The organism is Citromicrobium sp. JLT1363 (genome assembly GCF_000186705.1).
Lineage (GTDB): Bacteria > Pseudomonadota > Alphaproteobacteria > Sphingomonadales > Sphingomonadaceae > Alteriqipengyuania.
Map to the genome: position 1 here is coordinate 84,682 of NZ_AEUE01000010.1, position 17,090 is coordinate 101,771.

The following is a 17,090-nucleotide window of genomic DNA, read 5'->3' on the forward strand; positions in this document are numbered from 1 at the left end:
GATGATCCTCTGAAGCTGAAGAAACGACGCTTCAAATCGACCTCGGGCATTTCTCACTCTACACCCTTGTGTTGCGCAGATGACGCGCATATACGGTCGCCGAAAGTGAGGCCGAATGACACCCATAGACATGCTCGCCTTAGCGCTGAAGTCCGCACCCCATCAAAGGGAGGCGATTGCTGCTCGCATCGGCGTTTCGATATCTTCTCTAGATCGTTGGGTTGCACGGAGCGCCGTTCCCACCGAGACGCACCGCGCGAAACTACTTGAAGTACTTGGAGAGTTGAACGCCAGGACCCCAGCAAGCGAGGCAAAGCAACTGATTGATGCGCTACCGGCCGTGCGAGAGGTTATGCATAGTCGAGGCGTTACGTCTTCCCGAAATGACGCTATCGATCAAATCTCGGCTCTGATATTATTCCAAATTCTCCACGCCCGGAAATTCACATCCCACCCCCAAAAAATAATAGATCGCCACAACTTCCAATTTGCATTAACCTACTTGCCCTCGGTCATCAAAAAAACATTTTCCGAACATGTGAGCAATAGCCTCAATTCTACATTGTCGTTTTTCAGAGATGAAATAAGCTTTACGTTCTCGTTATTAGACATTTTGAAGCCTGTATTAAATGAGATCGCTAGCCGCACCACCGGGACGAGCGACCACCTTTGGCACGAACTCTTTGTTGGCTTTCTTTCCTCTTCTTTTCACGAAGAAAAAGAATTTGCACAATACATGACCCCCATAGAGGTTGTGGATTTTATGGTGCAAGCGGCGGCGCTCTTTCTCCCCAAGCACCAGAAAACGGTCAAGGTTCTCGATCCTAGCTGCGGGACGGGAACATTCCTTACTAAGTGCTCCGACCTTATAAGTGACCGAAAGCTAACTATTTGCGGCGTAGACACGAATGAGCGAATGGCGCGATTGGCCGCCATATCAGCCGTTGCGAGCGACCTTGATCCGAAGTGCATCCGGCTAGGCAATTCGCTCAATGCCGATCTTGATGCTGACTTCCTCAATCCTGGATTCGTCGATCTCATACTCACCAACCCACCTTTTGGAGCAGAGCATTCCAAGGGATCACATGGATCGAAAAAAGTCCCCTCCGAATTAGCTTACTTGCCCCGTTATCTTGAGTGGCTAAAGCCAGAAGGCGTTTGCGCTGTAATCCTTCCCGATAGCGTCCTCACTAACCGAGGAGCTTTCTCAAACGCCCGAAGGGATTTGGCAAACGGTGCGGACATTCTCGCTGTCATTTCCTTACCCGCAATGACTTTTGCAGCGTCCGGAACCACGACAAAAACCTCTATAGTTATATTGCAGAAGTCTTCGCCGACGCGGACGGCACAAAAGACATTCTTAGCCACTGTCAGCAATGTCGGTTTCAAGGTGGTGAATCGCGGCTCAGTCAGACGACGAGTACCTTCACTCCAGTCAGATTTTCCTTCACTAATCTCGGCACTTCGCGGGACTGATAATGCATTTGCGGGGATTATCGAAACACAACTCCCTCGCGACGGGGAGCGCTGGGATGCACCATATTGGATATCGTCACTTCCTCGTCACGATCAGGATGCGTACGCGCAGGAGCTCACCCCGCTTTGCGAGCTCGCGGATTTGGTGAACGAGAAGGTGAATCCGAAAGTACTCGATGCCCAGACTTTCTTTTATATTGAGATTTCTGGTGTCGCGGGTGATCTGCTCAGGGTGTCAGCCACAGAGACCCCGACAGCAGGCGCACCATCTCGCGCTCGAAGAAAGGTGAAGGCTGGTGACGTTCTGCTTTCGACAGTTAGGCCGGAAAGACGAACCGTGGGCGTCGTCCCGGCACACCTCGACGGCGCGATATGCTCGACGGGCTTTGCGGTAATTCGGCCGAAGTCGATTTCACCATACGTCTTAGCATCTATGCTAAGAAGCGAGATCGTAACCTCTCAATTAAATGGAATAGCTTCTGGTGTAGCCTACCCTGCATTCGACGCGGCGGCGGTCGACAAAATTTCCGTTCCTTTTGTCGATGAGAGAAGGGTGCAAAAACTTATTTCCTACGGTCGGACGCTTGAGGCCCTAGAAGTCGCAAGGCTTGCCCTGGAAATGAGCTAAGCAAGATCCCAAACCTCGTCGATGCTGGCGAACCAGACGCCATCGCCAGGTTCGCACAAGGGGTTCTGATTGACGTGTTCCGGATATTTTCGTGAGCGAGGCAAACCATGCTGCTCGACGTCTTCCGGCACAGACCTAGCAAAAGCTATGTCCCCTATCCTTCCTGTCCTGAGAAATAGGCCAACCGCAAAAAAGTCTTGGGTTTCGAACTTGCAGCTGCTCGTGGGATAATAATTCTTCTTTTGCGCGACACTCCAGTTCGCAGGATCCCCCTTAGGGGCGGTGGTTGTACTATGGATAAGGCGCGCCCGCCTCACATCGGTCCCCCAAAGTGATTTGGACTCGACGCGTTTCGAAACCCCATCTTTCTCGAAGACAAAATCGAAATTTGCATATGATCCTAAATGCCTAGCCATATCTTCCGGCATGCGCGTTACCGTATACCCCCTGTCGACACCATGTCTGTAGAGATAATACTCTGACAGCGCACTCAATACCTTAGCAGATGCTCCGTATTGATCGACTTCCCATAGGTCTGACAATGAAAGTTGTTGAAGAGCAGCCTCAAGATCGACCTTCTTCGTCCCAACATATATTTCGCCATGCGCGATCTCATTGTCGTGGTCTACATCGCAAATTCGACCTTTCGCGATTTCGCGCCAATTTGCTCCGGCGGCCGAACCCGGAACGAACTTACCTGTTCGCCCACGCACAACCACCGCACGATTTTCTGGGGTCACCTTAATTGTAAAGCTTGCCCGCCAATGATTTTCACCATCGTTACGAAAAACGGTCTTGTCTAAGCTCGCGATCGGCACAAGCAGTGGACAGAGAACAGCAGCCATCGATTCCAAAGTCGCGCCCTCGTATCGGCGCGTCAGTTCGGCCAAAATGTCCTGCTCTTGCTCTGTCGCCATAAGCCCCCCTCTGAAAGAGCGTATGGCAATCAGCGAAAGGAGCGGCTGTCAATGGCACAGTACCCGCTTTGCTTCGCTTCCCGATCCTCAGCCGCGATCTGTTAAGCGAACGCGTTCTCCCAGAGCCCACCCACTCGCTTCCCATAGGCGCACCCAGCCGAACGGCCTCTCGCCTTACAACGGCGCGCGGATAAGCTGAGGGAGGTGGTGCCGCTTACGTGACTCGAACACGTGACCCCATCATTACGAATGATGTGCTCTACCAACTGAGCTAAAGCGGCATTTCGCGTGGAAGGACGCCCCTTAATCGTCACGTCCGCGCCTCGCAATGCCAAAATGCGGCGGCGGGCCGGACCGGGCCTCTCACGCTAGGCGGCGATCCTTTCGCACACTGCGCTTATGACCTCGTGCGTGCTTGCCGATCCGCCAATATCCCCAGTGCCGATTCCGTCGGACAGGCAGGCCGCGATGGCGCCTTCTATCGTGACGGCAGCATCTTCCTGGCCCAGGGCGTGGCGCAGCAGCATCGCCGCGCTGAGCATTGCGCCCACCGGGTTGGCCTTGCCCTGCCCCGCGATATCCGGCGCGGATCCGTGGATCGGTTCGTACAGGCCGCCATGGGTCTGCGAGAGCGAGGCCGAGGGCGCGAGGCCGATGGAGCCCGCGATCACCGATGCCTCGTCGCTCAAAATGTCACCGAACATGTTTTCGGTCAGGACGACGTCGAAGGCGGCGGGCCGTTCGATCAGCTTCATGGCCATCGCATCAACCAGCACATGGTGGAGCTCGATGTCCGGATAGTCGGCGTCGCGCAGCGCGATCACCGTGTTGCGCCACAGGCGGCTGGTGGCGAGCACGTTGGCCTTGTCGACCGACGTGACCCGGCGCGAGCGGCCCCTTGCGGCATCGAAGGCGATGCGCGCGATCCGCTCCACTTCCTGGCGCGAATAGCTGCAGAGGTCGGAGGCGTTTTCGTCACCTTCCACCTTGTCGCCGAAATAGATACCGCCGGTGAGTTCGCGCACGATCAGCATGTCCGTACCCGACGCGCGTTCGGCCTTCAGCGGCGAGAGATGCTCAAGCCCGGGAAACAGCGTGATCGGGCGCAGGTTGGCGAACGCGCCAAGCGCCCTGCGCAGCGCAAGCAGGCCCGCTTCGGGGCGCGGCCCGCCCGCGTCCCACTTCGGCCCGCCTACCGCGCCGAGGAACACCGCGTCCGCCTCCACGCAGGCCTCGGCCGTGGCGTCGGGAAAGGGATCGCCATGCGCATCGATCGCGCAGCCGCCGATATCGTGGCTGGAGAACTCCAGCGGAAGGCCATGCGCGGCGCCAGCTTTTTCGAGCACGGCGCGCGCGGCCTGCGCGACTTCGGGGCCGATACCGTCGCCGGGGAGCAGTACGATTGTGTGGGTCATGCCGCGGCAGCCTCGTAAGCGGCGATGGCTTCCTCGTGCGCGACGATATGGCCGAGCGGGTCGACCCCGTCGAGCAGGCAGCGGCGCGCGAATGGCTCAACGGTGAACTGCGCGCGGATATCGTCCTCGGTCTCGAGCGTGCAGCTTTCGAGATCGATCACGATCCGGATGCCCGGACGCTCCAGCAAGGCCGCATGGGTCCGCTGATCCACCTCGACCGGCAGCAGGCCGTTCTTGAGCGCGTTGCTTTTGAAGATGTCCGCGATGTCCGAACTGATGACCGCACGAAAACCATAGTCGAGCAGCGCCCAGGGCGCATGTTCGCGCGAGGAGCCGCAGCCGAAATTGGCGCCAGCCACCAGCACCTGCCGGTCGCCCGCCCCCGCAACCGGGAAGGGAGAGGCGTTCTTCGGCTGGTCGTCTTCGGTGTAGCGCCAGTCGTAAAAGGCACTCTTGCCCAGCCCTTCGCGCGTGGTCGTGGTGAGGAAGCGTGCCGGAATGATCTGGTCGGTATCGATATTGCTCTGGCGCACGACCAGCGTGCGCGCTTCCAGTCGGTTGAAAGGCTCAGGCTGCATCGCGCGCCTCCGTGCCGAGATATTGGGAAGGGTCGGCGATATGCCCGGCGATTGCGCTGGCGGCAGCGGTGGCGGGGCCGGCCAGCACCGTGCGCACGCCCTTGCCCTGCCGGCCGACGAAATTGCGGTTCGAAGTCGAGACGACCAGTTCCCCGGGCGCGCCCTGATCGCCGTTCATCGCAATGCACATCGAACAGCCCGGCATGCGCCATTCGGCCCCGGCTTCGGCGAACACCGTGTGCAGCCCCTCGGCCTCGGCCTGCTGGCGAATCGCTTCCGAGCCGGGCACGATCAGCGCGATAACGCCGTCCGCCACCTTGCGCCCGCGCATCACCTCGGCCGCTTCGCGCAGGTCCGCCATGCGCGAATTGGTACAGCTGCCGATGAAGACGCGGTCGACCTTCGCCTCGGCAAAGGGCCGGTCGGCGGCAAAGCGCATGTACTCCGCAGCCTCGCGTTCGGAATCGTTCGCGGGCCGGGGCGCGTTGCCCGTTACCGGCGCCGCCGCATCGGGCGATACGCCGAAGGTTATCATCGGACGGATCGCGGCGGCATCCACCCTCACTTCGCTGTCGAACTGCGCGTCCCGATCGGAGGGAAGTTCGCGCCAGCGCGCGACGGCCGCATCCCAGGCTTCGCCCTGAGGCGCGCGCTCGCGCCCTTCGAGGTAGGCAAAAGTCGTGTCGTCCGGGGCGACCATGCCCACGCGCGCGCCCGCCTCAATCGCCATGTTGCACAGCGTCATGCGCGCTTCCATCGACAGCGCTTCGACTGCGGGTCCGGCAAATTCCACTGCGTAGCCCTGCCCGCCATCGGCGCCGATCTGCGCGATCATGGCGAGCGCCATGTCCTTCGCACCCACTCCCGGCGAAAGCTCGCCCTCGAAGGTGATGCGCATCGATTTCGGCTTGCGCTGCAGGATGCATTGCGTGGCCAGCACGTGCCCCACCTCGGTCGTGCCGATCCCGAAGGCCAGCGCGCCGAATGCGCCGTGGGTGGAGGTATGGCTGTCGCCGCACACGATCGTCTTGCCCGGCTGCGTCAGCGCCAGTTCGGGGCCGACAACATGGACGATGCCGCGGCGCGGATCATCCAGGCCGAGCAGGTCTATGCCATGCTTCGCGCAGTTCGCCTCCAGCTGGTGGACCTGTTTTTCCGCGTCCTCGGTCGCGTAGGGCAGGCGCCCGTCGGGGCCTGGCGGCAAGGTCGGCGTCGAGTGATCGAGCGTCGCCTGCGTCAGGTCCGGACGCCGCACGGGCAATCCGCGCTCCTCCAGCACCGCGAAGGCCTGTGGCGAGGTAACCTCGTGGATCAGGTGCAGGTCGATGAAGAGGATCGCAGGGCTATCCTCGCTTTCGGGGACGACGACGTGCGCGTCCCACAGCTTGTCGAACAGGGATCGTGCCATTGTTCCAGCTCTCAGGCTGCGTCGGCAAGGCGCGAACTGTCGGCCATGCGCGCGTGATTGTTGAACGCGGCGAGCAGCGCCTCGGCGGCGGCGATCACCACATCGGTGTGCTGGCTGCGCCCGGCAATGGCGACCCCATCGACCGTCAGGCCCACCCCGATTTCCATCTCGCGCGAAAGCTGATGGGCATCGACGCTTTCGAGCATGCCTTCCTTCACTTCGGCGGCGACGCAGAAGGCATCGGTCAGCGCCTCGAACGGGCCGGTGCCGTGACCGATGGTGGTGATCCGCCCGCGCGCCCGGTGATCGAGCGTGACCTTCGCCGTCGGGCGCTCCTGCGCCTTGGTGCCGGTGCGCATCTCCACGCGCACCAGTTCCCACGCATGCCCGCGACCGTCCTCCGCGACCAGATCGCACAGGTCGTTATCGGTCACTTCGCGCTTGGTGTCCGCCAGCCGCTTGAAGTCGGCATAGAGCTGTTCGAACCGGTTCGCGCCGAGTTCGTGACCCAGCGCTTCCAGCCGCGCGCGCAGCGCGTGCTTGCCCGAGTGCTTGCCCAGCACCAGCGCGTTGGACGGCAGCCCGATATCCTCGGGCTTCATGATCTCGTAGGTGCGCCGGTCGGCCAGCACGCCGTGCTGGTGAATGCCCGCCTCGTGCGCGAAGGCGTTGCGGCCCACGATGGCCTTGTTGCGCGGCGGCGCGTTGCCGGTCGTCTCGCCCAGCAGACGGCTGACGGCGAAGATCTCGCGCGTTTCCACGCCGGTGGTGGCGGCATAGTGATCGGGCCGGGTGTTCAGCGCCATGACCACTTCTTCCAGCGCGCAATTGCCCGCACGCTCCCCGATCCCATTGATGGTGCATTCGACCTGGCCTGCGCCGCCGCGAACCGCGGCGAGGCTGTTCGCCACCGCCATGCCCAGATCGTCATGATTGTGGGTGGAGAAGATCACATGGTCGGGCCGCGCGACATTGGCGGTCAGGTCCGCGAACAGCGCGTAGATTTCTTCGGGCGAAGTGTAGCCAACCGTGTCGGGCACGTTGAGAACGTCCGCACCTGCCGCCGCCGCACATTCGAGAACCTCCTTCAGGAAGGCGGGTTCGGTGCGCAAAGCATCCTCGGCCGAAAACTCGATCTCGGTGAAGCGGCCCCTCGCCATCTTCAGCGCCCGTTCGATGGTCTTGAGCGCTTCGGGCTTTTCCATCTTGTGCTTGGCCGCCAGATGCAGGTCGCTGGTGCCGAAGAACAGGTGCAGCCGGCTGCGGCGCGCAGGCCCCAGCGCCCGCTCGGCGGCGTCGATGTCACCCTCCGTCGCGCGCGAGAGCGAGCACAGCATGGGCGCGTCGTGCAGATACCCGATCTCGCTGGCGATCGTATGGATCGCCTCGGCATCCCCGGGGGAGGCGGCTGCGAAGCCGACCTCCATCACATCCACCTTCAGCTTCGTCAGCGCATGCGCGAGCTTGAGCTTCTGCGCCGTGTTCATGGAGAAGCCGGGCGCCTGCTCGCCATCGCGCAAGGACGTGTCGAAGATCGCAATATTGCGCACACCGGTCTCAGGCTGTTGCGACATTGGCTACCTCCATGACCGGGGGGGCATTGCTCAGGCGGATCGTGGTCTCGACATCGTACAGCCGCTCCACCTGGCGCAGCATGATGTCGACCCGGCGGCTCTCGTCCAGCGGCTCCAGCGCCAGCGTCATCACGGCGCGGTTGCCATCGCTGCCCATCTGCATGGAACGGACCGCGAAGGCGCGCGCCTCGATCACGCCGAGGATCCGGCGAAGCGCGCCTTCCGCGCAGCGGAATTCGATGCGGATATGTTCAAGTTTCATTGCGCTTCTCCATCATTTCGGCATTGGATTTGCCCGGTGGCACCAGCGGCCACACGTTTTCTTCCGGATCGATCCGGACATGCGCGAGGATCGGTCCGCGCGCGGCCATCAGCCGGTCGATCGCCCCGTCCACTTCCTCGCGCCGTTCGATGCCGAAAGCCTCGATTCCGAAGGCGTTGGCGACCTCGACGAAATCGGGATTGTCGGACAGATCGACCTCGGAATAATTGCCGGCAAAGAACAGCTCCTGCCACTGGCGCACCAGGCCCAGCATCGCGTTGTCGAGCAGCACGATCTTCACCGGGATCTGGTAGCGGCGCAGCGTCGCCAGTTCCTGGATGTTCATCTGGAACCCGCCGTCGCCGCAGATTGCGAAGACCTCCTTTTCCGGCTCGGCCAGCTTGGCGCCGATTGCGGCGGGCAGGCCATATCCCATCGCGCCGAGGCCGCCGCTGGTGAGGTGCGCCTGCGGGCGCGAGAAGCGGCAGTGCTGCGCAACCCACATCTGGTGCTGGCCGACATCGCACGCGGCGACGAAATCGTCACCCACGCGTTCCGACAGCGCCTTGAGCATCGCGGGCGCATAGATGCCATTGCCCGGCGCGTCGTAGCGCGGGGCGTAGGCGGTGCGGTCCGCCATGATCCGGTCGGTCCACGGCTGGATATCGCCCCGCGCGAAGTCGATCGCCGCCAGGCTTGCCTTCAGGTTGCCGCACACTGCCGCATGGGCAAAGCGCAGCTTGCCCAGTTCGGCGGCGTCGACGTCGATATGGACGACCGAGGCGTGCGGCGCGAATTCGGCCAGCTTGCCGGTCGCCCGGTCGTCGAACCGCGCACCGACCACGATCAGCAGATCGCTTTCCTGCACCGCCATGTTGGCCGCGCGGTGGCCGTGCATCCCCAGCATGCCCAGCATCGCGGGATGCTCGGGCGGCAGCACGCCCAGGCCCTGCAAAGTCGCAACCGCCGGGATGCCGCTTTCATCGACGATGCGGCGTACCATCTCGCTCGCGTTGGAACGCCCGATCCCGCCGCCAAGATAGAACAGCGGGCGCTGCGAGGCGGCGATCAGCTTTTCGGCCTCGGCAATCGACTCCTGCGACGGTGAAGGCAGCACGTCCGCTTTGGGAAGACGTTTGCCGGGATTATCGCATTGCGCCTGCTGCACGTCCTTGGGCAGATCGACCAGCACCGGGCCGGGCCGCCCGCCCTCGGCGATGGCGAAGGCCTCCGCCAGCATCGCGGGAATATCCTCGGGCCGGCGGATGATGATCGAATGCTTCACGATCGGCATCGTCATGCCGAAGATATCGGTTTCCTGAAAAGCGTCGGTCCCCATCATCGGCTGCGCGACCTGGCCGGTGATCGCAACCATCGGCACCGAATCGAGATAGGCATTGGCAATCCCGGTGATGAGGTTGGTCGCACCCGGACCGGAGGTGGCCAGGCACACCCCCGCCCGGCCGGTCGCCCGGCCATAGGCATCGGCGGCGAAGGCGGCGGCCTGTTCGTGCCGGACGAGGATGTGACGCGTACTGCCCTGCGGAAGCGCATCGTAAACCGGCATGATCGCTCCGCCGGGATAACCGAACACGCATTCTACCCCGAGCGCGCCCAGCGTATCGACGACGAGTTGCGCACCCGTGCGGGTGGCAGGCTCAATCTCGGGACTGGGGGCGGGCGTGGTCATGGCGGTCATGGTTCTCGCTTTCAGAAAGGTGTCCTGCGATCAGGCAGCCTTCTGCTCCTTCTTCTTCCGGGCGGCTTCCAGCCACGGCATCATCGCGCGCAGCTCCTTGCCGGTCGCTTCGATGGGGTGGCTCAGATCGGCGGCCTGCATCTTGTCGTATTCGGCCTTCCCGGCCTCGTTCTCGGCAATCCAGTTCTTGGCGAAGGTGCCATCCTGAATGTCGGTCAGGACCTCCTTCATCCGCGCACGGGTTTCGTCGTTGATGACGCGCGGACCGGAGACGAGATCGCCGTAGATCGCGGTTTCGGAGACGAACTCGTGCATCTTCTCGAACCCGCCTTCGTACAGCAGATCGACGATCAGCTTCAGTTCGTGCAGGCACTCGTAATAGGCGATTTCAGGCTGGTAGCCCGCGTCCACCAGCGTCTCGAACCCGGCGGCGACCAGTTCGGTCGCACCGCCGCACAGCACGGCCTGTTCGCCGAACAGATCGGTCTCGGTTTCCTCGCGGAAGCTGGTTTCGATCGCGCCGGCGGTCGTCCCGCCGATCAGGCTGGCATAGGCCAGCGCACGCTCGCGCGCTTCGCCGGTGGCGTCCTGACGCACGGCGAACAGGCACGGCACGCCCGCGCCGCGTTCGTATTCGCGGCGGACCAGATCGCCCGGCCCCTTGGGCGCAACCAGGATCACGTCGATCCCGTCGGCGGGCTGGATGCGCTCGTACAGCACGGTGAAGCCATGCGCGACGAGCAGCGCGTCGCCCTGTTCCAGGTTGGGCGCGATCTCGCTGGCGTAGATCGCCTCGTGGCTCATGTCCGGCGTCAGCAGCGCGACGAGCGATGCGGCCTTGGCGGCCTCGGCCACCGGCATCACGGTCAATCCGTCGGCGCGGGCCTTGGCCGCGGTGGGCGAGCCGTCGCGCAGGCCGACGATCACTTCGCAGCCGCTTTCCTTCAGGTTCATCGCATGGGCACGGCCCTGGCTGCCGTAGCCGATCACGGCAACGGGACGGTCCTTGACCAGCGCGGGCTTGGCATCGGCATCGGTGTAGACTTTGATGGTTTTCGGCATGATTTCAGTTCCCTCACTCGGTAACGGGTGGAATGGTGGTGGCGCCGTAAGCGGCGGACGAGACAAGGCGGGCGTACTTGTCGAACGCGCCGCCCATGCGGTTGAGTTCACGCGGGACATGCGCCGCGCGGCGCGCGTCCCAGTCGATATCGGCGTCGATCCGGCGTGCATCTGTGTCGATACGGACGATGTCGCCTTCCTCGATCAGTGCGATGGGGCCGCCAGCGGCTGCTTCCGGGGAGCAGTGGCCGATCACGAAACCATGGCTGGCTCCGGAAAAGCGCCCGTCCGTGATCAGGGCGACCTCTCCGGCGAGGCCCTGCCCGGCAAGCGCTGCGGTAACCGCCAGCATTTCGCGCATGCCCGGGCCGCCTGCGGGGCCTTCGTAGCGGATGATAACCACGTCTCCGGCCTTGATCCGGTTGGCGTTGACGGCGGCGAAGCAGGCTTCTTCACCTTCGAACACCCGGGCCGGGCCCTCGAAGGATTTCGAACCATATCCGGCGGTCTTGAGCACCGCGCCTTCGGGCGCGACATCGCCGTAGAGAATGCTCAGGCCTCCGGTCGCCTTGACCGGATCGGCGGGGGTTTTGACGACCTGCTGGCCTTCGGTTTCCTCTGCCTCGGCCAGTTCGGCGAACAGGCTGCGCCCGGTCACGGTCGGCGTATCGGCGATCATCTCCGCATCGGCCAGCCGCTTGCCGAACAGCGGCACGCCGCCTGCCGCGTAGAGATCGCGGGCCAGAAAGCGCCCGCCCGGCTTGAGGTCGGTAATGACGGGCACGGTGCGCGAGAGCTCGTCGAAGGTCTCGATCGGGAAGGCGAAGCCCGCCTCGGCCGCGATCGCAGGCAGGTGCAGCACCGCATTGGTCGAACCGCCGCTGGCGACCACGGCGGTGGCCGCATTGCGAACCGACGCCGGGGTGACGAAGCTGCGTGCCGAGGTGCCCTCGTGCGCCAGCTTCGCGGCCAGCCGCCCGCAGCGCGCAGCTTCGACACGCTTGGCGGCATCGGTCGCGGGCGGATCGCCCGATCCCATGGGGGAGATACCCATCATCGCCAATGCCATGGCCATGGTGTTGGCGGTGAACTGGCCGCCGCACGCGCCGGCGCCGGGACACGCGGCACGCTCGACCTTGTCGAGTTCCGCATCGCTCATGTCACCCTTGGCATGCGCGCCGACGGCTTCGAACACATCCTGGATCGACAGGTCGCGCCCATCCATGTGGCCGGGCATGATCGTGCCGCCGTAGAAGACCAGTCCGGGAATATCGAGCCGCGCCAGCGCCATTGCGGCGGCAGGGATGGTCTTGTCGCAGCCGACCAGTATGACCGCCGCGTCCAGAGAATGGCCGCGCACCGCCAGCTCTATCGAATCGGCGATCAGTTCACGGCTCATCAGCGAGGCGCGCATGCCCTCGCCGCCCATCGTGATCCCGTCGGAAACGACGATGGTGTTGAAATCGACCGGGGTCGCACCGTTTTCGCGCAGGCCCTGCCGGATCGGCTCGGCCAGATCGGCGAGGTGCATGTTGCACGGTGTCACGGTGGACCATGTGTTGACCACCGCGACCATGGGCTGTGCCATCTGCTCGTCCGTAAAGCCCGCGCCACGCAGCATGGCGCGCGCCGGCGCCTTGGCCGGGCCCTTGGTGATCGCGTCTGAGCGTTTGGAAGCTGTTTGCGTCATGTCGTTTCGTCCCCAGAGCATGCCTGGACGGTCCAAATAAAAAACCCCGCTATCCTTACCGGAGAGCGGGGTTCGAGAGGTCCGTCTGGCTTGGCTCAGCCGATGGGCACCCCTCCCCGCTCGATAAGAAGTACGAGTACAAGGACAAGGAGCAGCACAAAGGCCAGCGCGGAGGGCGCTGCTTCGTTTGCAATCCGGGGTGCGGCCTTGGCCTGCATTCCTGATTCCTCGCATGCGCAGCACCATTGCTGCGGTGGCGAGACGTTTATATCATCAGAACTTAAGGGCAAGCAAAAATATTACCGAATTTTCGATTTTTACGCTCCGATTGTGTCCCGACCAGCGCAAGCCTGCTGGATTCCGGCGGAATCTCAGGGGTCTGCGGGGGCGAACAAAGTGGCGCGGGCGCCCTCCGCCAGCCGGTGGATCGGGTGGTCCTCGCGCCCGCTGGCAATGATCGTGCGGCACCCCAGCGCTCCTGCATGGCGCGCCGCCGCGATCTTGGTGGCCATGCCACCCGTGCCCACGCCATCGGCCTGCGTGCCCCCCGCCATTGCGACGATCCCCTCGTCGATCGAAGATACGTACCCGACATGCCGCGCAGCCGCCTCGCGCGGGTCGCGATCATAGAGCCCGTCCACGTCGGACAGCAGCAGCAGCAGGTCTGCCCCGGCCAGTTCGGCGACGCGGGCGGACAGCCGGTCGTTGTCGCCCAGCTTCAGTTCCTCTGTGGCGACGCTGTCGTTCTCGTTGACCACGGGCACCGCGCCCGCTTCCAGCAATACGGCCAGCGTCGCCTGCGCATTGGCCGATCGTTCGGGCGATACGCTGTCCTGCAGGGTGAGCAGCAGCTGCGCGACCGCGACATCGTGTTCGGCAAAGGCAGCCGCCCATGCATTCATCAGCAGGCTCTGCCCGATCGCCGCCGCCGCCTGGCGTCGGTCCAGCTGCGTGGAGCGCGGGATGCCGAGCCGCTGCCAGCCAAGCGCGACGGCCCCCGAACTCACGACGATGACGGTGGCGCCCGCTTCGCGCAGATCGACCAGGTCGCGCGCCAGTCCGGCCAGCCAGCCCGCACGCGGGGTCCGGTTCGCCGGGTCGATCAGCAGCGAGGAGCCGATCTTGACGACGATCCTTCCGGCAGAGCCCAGCCATTGCGCGGCAGTCGGTTCGGGGTTTCTCAAGTGCTCTCTCGCTCCGTCTGCCCGTGATGAAGGATCAGCAGGCGCACCAGTTTCGCGATCGGCCGGGGAACGCCGATGCGGCCATCCAGCCAGAGACTCACGGTCGAACGGTCGACCCCGATGGCCCGGGCGAGCGCAGTCTGGGTGGAATATCCCAGTTCGTCCATCGCCAGCTTGAGTTCCGCGGGCTGCATCGAGGCGAGCATCGGGTCGACCGCGTCTGCATCTTTTGTGCAACTGCGGCTCGCAGGTGCAGTAGCTTTAATGTCACACTCGTTGCCCGTTGAATATTTCACGCCCGTTTTTTGGCTCATTGCGGCCTTTAAAGGTCCGTTTTTCAAAGCCTTCCCCCACCAAATGCTGCGCTGCAAAACAAGATTGACCGGCTCGTTGTAATTGTGCGATGCATCATAAATGACAAATCCATGACCCTTCAAGCAAGAATTGGAGGGAGTGGCTGCTGTCACGTGAAATTTTCTACCAGGGGGGAATATGAAACTAGTCGTAGCCATCATCAAACCTTTCAAGCTCGATGAGGTCGTTCAGGCACTCACGGGCGTGGGAGTGACGGGCCTGACCGTTACCGAAGCCAAGGGATTCGGACGCCAGAAAGGCCACACCGAAGTCTATCGCGGTGCCGAATACGACACGAGCTTCGTGCCCAAGGTGCGGCTCGAGGCGGTCGTCGCCGACGATGTCGCGGCCAAGGCCGTCGATGCCATCGCCGCCGCAGCCAAGACCGACTCGATCGGCGACGGCAAGATCTTCACGCTCGACGTTCCGTCCGCGCTGCGCATCCGCACCGGCGAAACCGACGACACCGCACTCTGAGGGGGGTCAGAAATGAAATTCAGTATCAGATCCATTGCCGCCGCAGGCCTTGCAGCATGCGCTGCAACGCCGGCTTTCGCGCTCCAGGCGCCCGCCGAAACGGTTGAAGCCGCCGCCACCATCGCCAAGGGCGATACCGCCTTCATGATCATTGCCACCGTGCTGGTCATGCTGATGATCGTGCCCGGCCTCGCGCTGTTCTACGGCGGCCTCGCCCGCACGAAGAACATGGCCTCCGTCCTCACCCAGGTGCTCGGCGTCGCGTGCCTCGCCATGATCATCTGGGTCACCTACGGCTACTCGATGGCGTTCGGCGACACCGGCAACGCCTTCATCGCCGATTTCGGCAAGGTCTTCCTGAAGGGGGTCACCTCGGATTCGGGCGCGGCGACCTTCACCGACGGGGTCGAGATCCCCGAATACATCTTCATCGCCTTCCAGATGACCTTCGCTGCGATCACCGCCGCGCTGATCGTCGGCGGGACGATGGAGCGGGCCAAGTTCTCGACCATGATGGTGTTCACCGCCATCTGGCTGACGATCGTCTACTTCCCGATCGCGCACATGGTGTGGGCGACCGGCGGGCTGATCTTCGAATGGGGCGCACTCGACTTCGCGGGCGGTACCGTGGTCCACATCAACGCGGGCGTTTCCGCGCTGGTCGGCTGCCTGATCCTCGGCAAGCGCGTGGGCTACCCGAAGGAACCGATGCCCCCGCACTCGCTGACCATGACGCTGATCGGCACCGGCCTGCTGTGGGTTGGCTGGTTCGGCTTCAACGGCGGGTCGGAGCTCGAAGCGGACGGCGTGGCCTCGCTCGCGGTGCTCAACACCTTCGTCGCCACGGCTGCGGGCGTGCTGTTCTGGATGCTGGGCGAGACCATCTCGGGCCGCAAGGGTTCGCTGCTGGGCGGCTGCTCGGGCGCCATTGCAGGCCTCGTCGCGGTCACTCCGGCGGCAGGTAACAGCGGGCCGTTCGGGGCGATCCTGATCGGTGCGGCTGCCGCGCTGGTGTGCTTCTGGTTCGTCACCATGCTCAAGCCCAAGCTGGGGCTGGACGATACCGCGGACGTCTTCGGCATCCACGGCATCGGCGGCATCGTCGGCTCGCTCGGCACCGCCTTCACCATGATGCCGGGCCTCGGCGGACCGGGCGATGCGGAATACGACGCCGGCGCGCAGTTCATCATCCAGGCAATGGGCGTGGGCGTCGCAATCGGCTGGGCCGCAGTGGGCGCCGCGATCGCATGGATCATTGCCAAGCTGGTGACCGGCGGGCGCGTCTCCGAAGAGAAGGAACGCGACGGCCTCGACCTCAGCGAACACGGCGAACGCGCCTACAACTACTGATCGACGTTCGCACCGGCCGGGCCGCATACCCGCCGCACACAAGCGGGATGCGGCCCCGGCAACCCAATAGCCGGGGGGGACCGGTTGATAATAAGGAGAACGAAAATGAACCTTTTCAAGCTTGCACCGGTGGCCGTCCTGTCCGCCACTTTGCTTGCCAGCCCCGCGCTGGCGCAGGACGAGTACGAGGAAGAAGCGGACGCGATCGAAATCAGCGGTAACGTCTCCCTGGTCAGCGATTACCGCTTCCGCGGCGTATCCTTCTCGGACGAGGATATTGCGGTTCAGGGCGGCATCGACATCGCCCACGAAAGCGGCTTCTACGTGGGCACCTGGGCATCCTCGCTCGAAGAGGGCGCCGGCCCGTTCGGGCACACCGAACTCGATCTCTACGCCGGTTTCGGCACCGACATCGCCGAGGGCGTCTCGTTCGACATCGGCCTGCTGTATTACGCCTATCCCAACAGCACCCCCGGCGTAGACACCGAATATTTCGAGCCTTACGCCTCGATCGGCACCACGCTCGGCCCGGTGGAAGCTGGGGTTGGCGTTGCCTATGCCTGGGACCAGGATTCGCTGGGTGACGACAACGTCTATTTCTACGGCGATCTGGGCACCGCCATCCCCGATACGCCGGTGAGCCTGTCGGCCCACCTCGGCTATTCGGAAGGCAGCCTCGACTACGGATCGGGCGGCTACCTCGACTGGTCGCTGGGCGCCACCGCCTCTTACGACATTCTCACCTTCGGCGTCGCCTATGTCGACACCGATCTGCCCAACGTCGCCGGGCAGGACGCTAGCGTCGTCTTCAGCATCGGCGCCAGCTTCTAGCGAATCGGCGGCGCACCAACTCAGCCGTCGGTCGGCCCGTCGTCCCCCTGGTCGGCGGGCCGTTCGCTTTGCGGTAGCGCCCATGGCGCCGATCTCGGCAATGCATGCCGGGCGGGACATAAATCCCCGCCCGGCCATTGAATTGAAGGCGGACTTGGCTTTACGCCCCGCCCCAGCAAACAAGC

Annotated in this window: 15 protein-coding genes and 1 tRNA gene; 4 read left to right on the forward strand and 12 right to left on the reverse strand. The window is 63.4% G+C overall.

Features of this window, described 5'->3' with window-relative positions; translation table 11 throughout:
* The first annotated feature begins 115 nt into the window (after nucleotides 1-115).
* Nucleotides 116-2,104, forward strand: a complete 1,989-nt coding sequence (locus ADAD_RS16785) for an N-6 DNA methylase (RefSeq protein WP_083825638.1) — start codon at nucleotides 116-118, stop codon at nucleotides 2,102-2,104.
* Here the strand turns inward: ADAD_RS16785 and ADAD_RS16900 are convergent.
* From ADAD_RS16900 to ADAD_RS17265, 12 genes are all read right to left on the reverse strand, one after another.
* On the reverse strand, nucleotides 2,101-3,021 hold the full coding sequence (locus tag ADAD_RS16900; protein ID WP_139020486.1) for a hypothetical protein: 921 nt from the start codon (nucleotides 3,019-3,021) through the stop codon (nucleotides 2,101-2,103). The genes ADAD_RS16785 and ADAD_RS16900 overlap by 4 nt on opposite strands.
* 205 nt (nucleotides 3,022-3,226) lie before the next feature.
* A tRNA-Thr gene (locus ADAD_RS0114620) sits at nucleotides 3,227-3,302 on the reverse strand.
* Between the two features lie 87 nt (nucleotides 3,303-3,389).
* Nucleotides 3,390-4,436: a 3-isopropylmalate dehydrogenase gene (gene leuB / locus ADAD_RS0114625; protein WP_010415300.1), complete on the reverse strand. Its 1,047-nt coding sequence runs from the start codon at nucleotides 4,434-4,436 to the stop codon at nucleotides 3,390-3,392.
* Complete coding sequence (leuD, locus tag ADAD_RS0114630; protein WP_010415301.1) at nucleotides 4,433-5,014, reverse strand: 3-isopropylmalate dehydratase small subunit; 582 nt, start codon at nucleotides 5,012-5,014, stop codon at nucleotides 4,433-4,435. Before leuD ends, leuB begins: the two co-directional genes overlap by 4 nt.
* Entirely contained in the window at nucleotides 5,004-6,422 is a 1,419-nt protein-coding gene (leuC, locus tag ADAD_RS0114635; protein WP_010415302.1) for a 3-isopropylmalate dehydratase large subunit, read from the reverse strand. The genes leuD and leuC overlap by 11 nt, the downstream gene beginning before the upstream one ends.
* 11 nt (nucleotides 6,423-6,433) lie before the next feature.
* The gene (locus ADAD_RS0114640) at nucleotides 6,434-7,996 is read right to left on the reverse strand and encodes a 2-isopropylmalate synthase (RefSeq protein ID WP_010415303.1); all 1,563 of its coding nucleotides are present in this window, start codon (nucleotides 7,994-7,996) and stop codon (nucleotides 6,434-6,436) included.
* Nucleotides 7,980-8,258: an ACT domain-containing protein gene (locus ADAD_RS0114645; protein WP_010415304.1), complete on the reverse strand. Its 279-nt coding sequence runs from the start codon at nucleotides 8,256-8,258 to the stop codon at nucleotides 7,980-7,982. Before ADAD_RS0114645 ends, ADAD_RS0114640 begins: the two co-directional genes overlap by 17 nt.
* Entirely contained in the window at nucleotides 8,248-9,957 is a 1,710-nt protein-coding gene (gene ilvG, locus ADAD_RS0114650) for an acetolactate synthase 2 catalytic subunit (protein ID WP_010415305.1), read from the reverse strand. The genes ADAD_RS0114645 and ilvG overlap by 11 nt, the downstream gene beginning before the upstream one ends.
* Nucleotides 9,958-9,987: 30 nt before the next feature.
* Nucleotides 9,988-11,019, reverse strand: coding sequence for a ketol-acid reductoisomerase (ilvC, locus tag ADAD_RS0114655; RefSeq protein ID WP_010415307.1), 1,032 nt, complete (start codon nucleotides 11,017-11,019; stop codon nucleotides 9,988-9,990).
* 13 nt (nucleotides 11,020-11,032) lie between these two features.
* The gene (ilvD, locus tag ADAD_RS0114660; protein WP_010415309.1) at nucleotides 11,033-12,709 is read right to left on the reverse strand and encodes a dihydroxy-acid dehydratase; all 1,677 of its coding nucleotides are present in this window, start codon (nucleotides 12,707-12,709) and stop codon (nucleotides 11,033-11,035) included.
* Between the two features lie 371 nt (nucleotides 12,710-13,080).
* Nucleotides 13,081-13,893, reverse strand: coding sequence for a glutamate 5-kinase (gene proB, locus ADAD_RS0114670; protein ID WP_010415313.1), 813 nt, complete (start codon nucleotides 13,891-13,893; stop codon nucleotides 13,081-13,083).
* Complete coding sequence (locus ADAD_RS17265) at nucleotides 13,890-14,330, reverse strand: helix-turn-helix domain-containing protein (protein ID WP_237700843.1); 441 nt, start codon at nucleotides 14,328-14,330, stop codon at nucleotides 13,890-13,892. The genes proB and ADAD_RS17265 overlap by 4 nt, the downstream gene beginning before the upstream one ends.
* A gap of 55 nt (nucleotides 14,331-14,385) precedes the next feature.
* Between ADAD_RS17265 and ADAD_RS0114680 the strand changes: the two genes are divergently transcribed.
* The 3 genes from ADAD_RS0114680 to ADAD_RS0114690 all read left to right on the forward strand — a co-directional run bounded on the left by ADAD_RS0114680 (nucleotide 14,386) and on the right by ADAD_RS0114690 (nucleotide 16,905).
* Nucleotides 14,386-14,724 (forward strand): P-II family nitrogen regulator, encoded by a 339-nt coding sequence (locus ADAD_RS0114680; RefSeq protein ID WP_010415316.1) that lies wholly within the window; start codon nucleotides 14,386-14,388, stop codon nucleotides 14,722-14,724.
* 12 nt (nucleotides 14,725-14,736) lie between these two features.
* Nucleotides 14,737-16,074: an ammonium transporter gene (locus ADAD_RS0114685; RefSeq protein WP_010415318.1), complete on the forward strand. Its 1,338-nt coding sequence runs from the start codon at nucleotides 14,737-14,739 to the stop codon at nucleotides 16,072-16,074.
* 105 nt (nucleotides 16,075-16,179) lie between these two features.
* The gene (locus tag ADAD_RS0114690; RefSeq protein ID WP_010415320.1) at nucleotides 16,180-16,905 is read left to right on the forward strand and encodes a TorF family putative porin; all 726 of its coding nucleotides are present in this window, start codon (nucleotides 16,180-16,182) and stop codon (nucleotides 16,903-16,905) included.
* Nucleotides 16,906-17,090: the final 185 nt, after the last annotated feature.

What these genes read in the sequence shown, in the direction of transcription:
- ADAD_RS16785 (WP_083825638.1), top strand. Translation starts at nt 116, where the DNA reads ATGACACCCATAGACATGCTCGCCTTAGCGCTGAAGTCCGCACCCCAT.
- ADAD_RS16900 (WP_139020486.1), bottom strand. Translation starts at nt 3,021, where the DNA reads ATGGCGACAGAGCAAGAGCAGGACATTTTGGCCGAACTGACGCGCCGA.
- leuB (WP_010415300.1), bottom strand. Translation starts at nt 4,436, where the DNA reads ATGACCCACACAATCGTACTGCTCCCCGGCGACGGTATCGGCCCCGAA.
- leuD (WP_010415301.1), bottom strand. Translation starts at nt 5,014, where the DNA reads ATGCAGCCTGAGCCTTTCAACCGACTGGAAGCGCGCACGCTGGTCGTG.
- leuC (WP_010415302.1), bottom strand. Translation starts at nt 6,422, where the DNA reads ATGGCACGATCCCTGTTCGACAAGCTGTGGGACGCGCACGTCGTCGTC.
- ADAD_RS0114640 (WP_010415303.1), bottom strand. Translation starts at nt 7,996, where the DNA reads ATGTCGCAACAGCCTGAGACCGGTGTGCGCAATATTGCGATCTTCGAC.
- ADAD_RS0114645 (WP_010415304.1), bottom strand. Translation starts at nt 8,258, where the DNA reads ATGAAACTTGAACATATCCGCATCGAATTCCGCTGCGCGGAAGGCGCG.
- ilvG (WP_010415305.1), bottom strand. Translation starts at nt 9,957, where the DNA reads ATGACCGCCATGACCACGCCCGCCCCCAGTCCCGAGATTGAGCCTGCC.
- ilvC (WP_010415307.1), bottom strand. Translation starts at nt 11,019, where the DNA reads ATGCCGAAAACCATCAAAGTCTACACCGATGCCGATGCCAAGCCCGCG.
- ilvD (WP_010415309.1), bottom strand. Translation starts at nt 12,709, where the DNA reads ATGACGCAAACAGCTTCCAAACGCTCAGACGCGATCACCAAGGGCCCG.
- ADAD_RS0114680 (WP_010415316.1), top strand. Translation starts at nt 14,386, where the DNA reads ATGAAACTAGTCGTAGCCATCATCAAACCTTTCAAGCTCGATGAGGTC.
- ADAD_RS0114685 (WP_010415318.1), top strand. Translation starts at nt 14,737, where the DNA reads ATGAAATTCAGTATCAGATCCATTGCCGCCGCAGGCCTTGCAGCATGC.
- ADAD_RS0114690 (WP_010415320.1), top strand. Translation starts at nt 16,180, where the DNA reads ATGAACCTTTTCAAGCTTGCACCGGTGGCCGTCCTGTCCGCCACTTTG.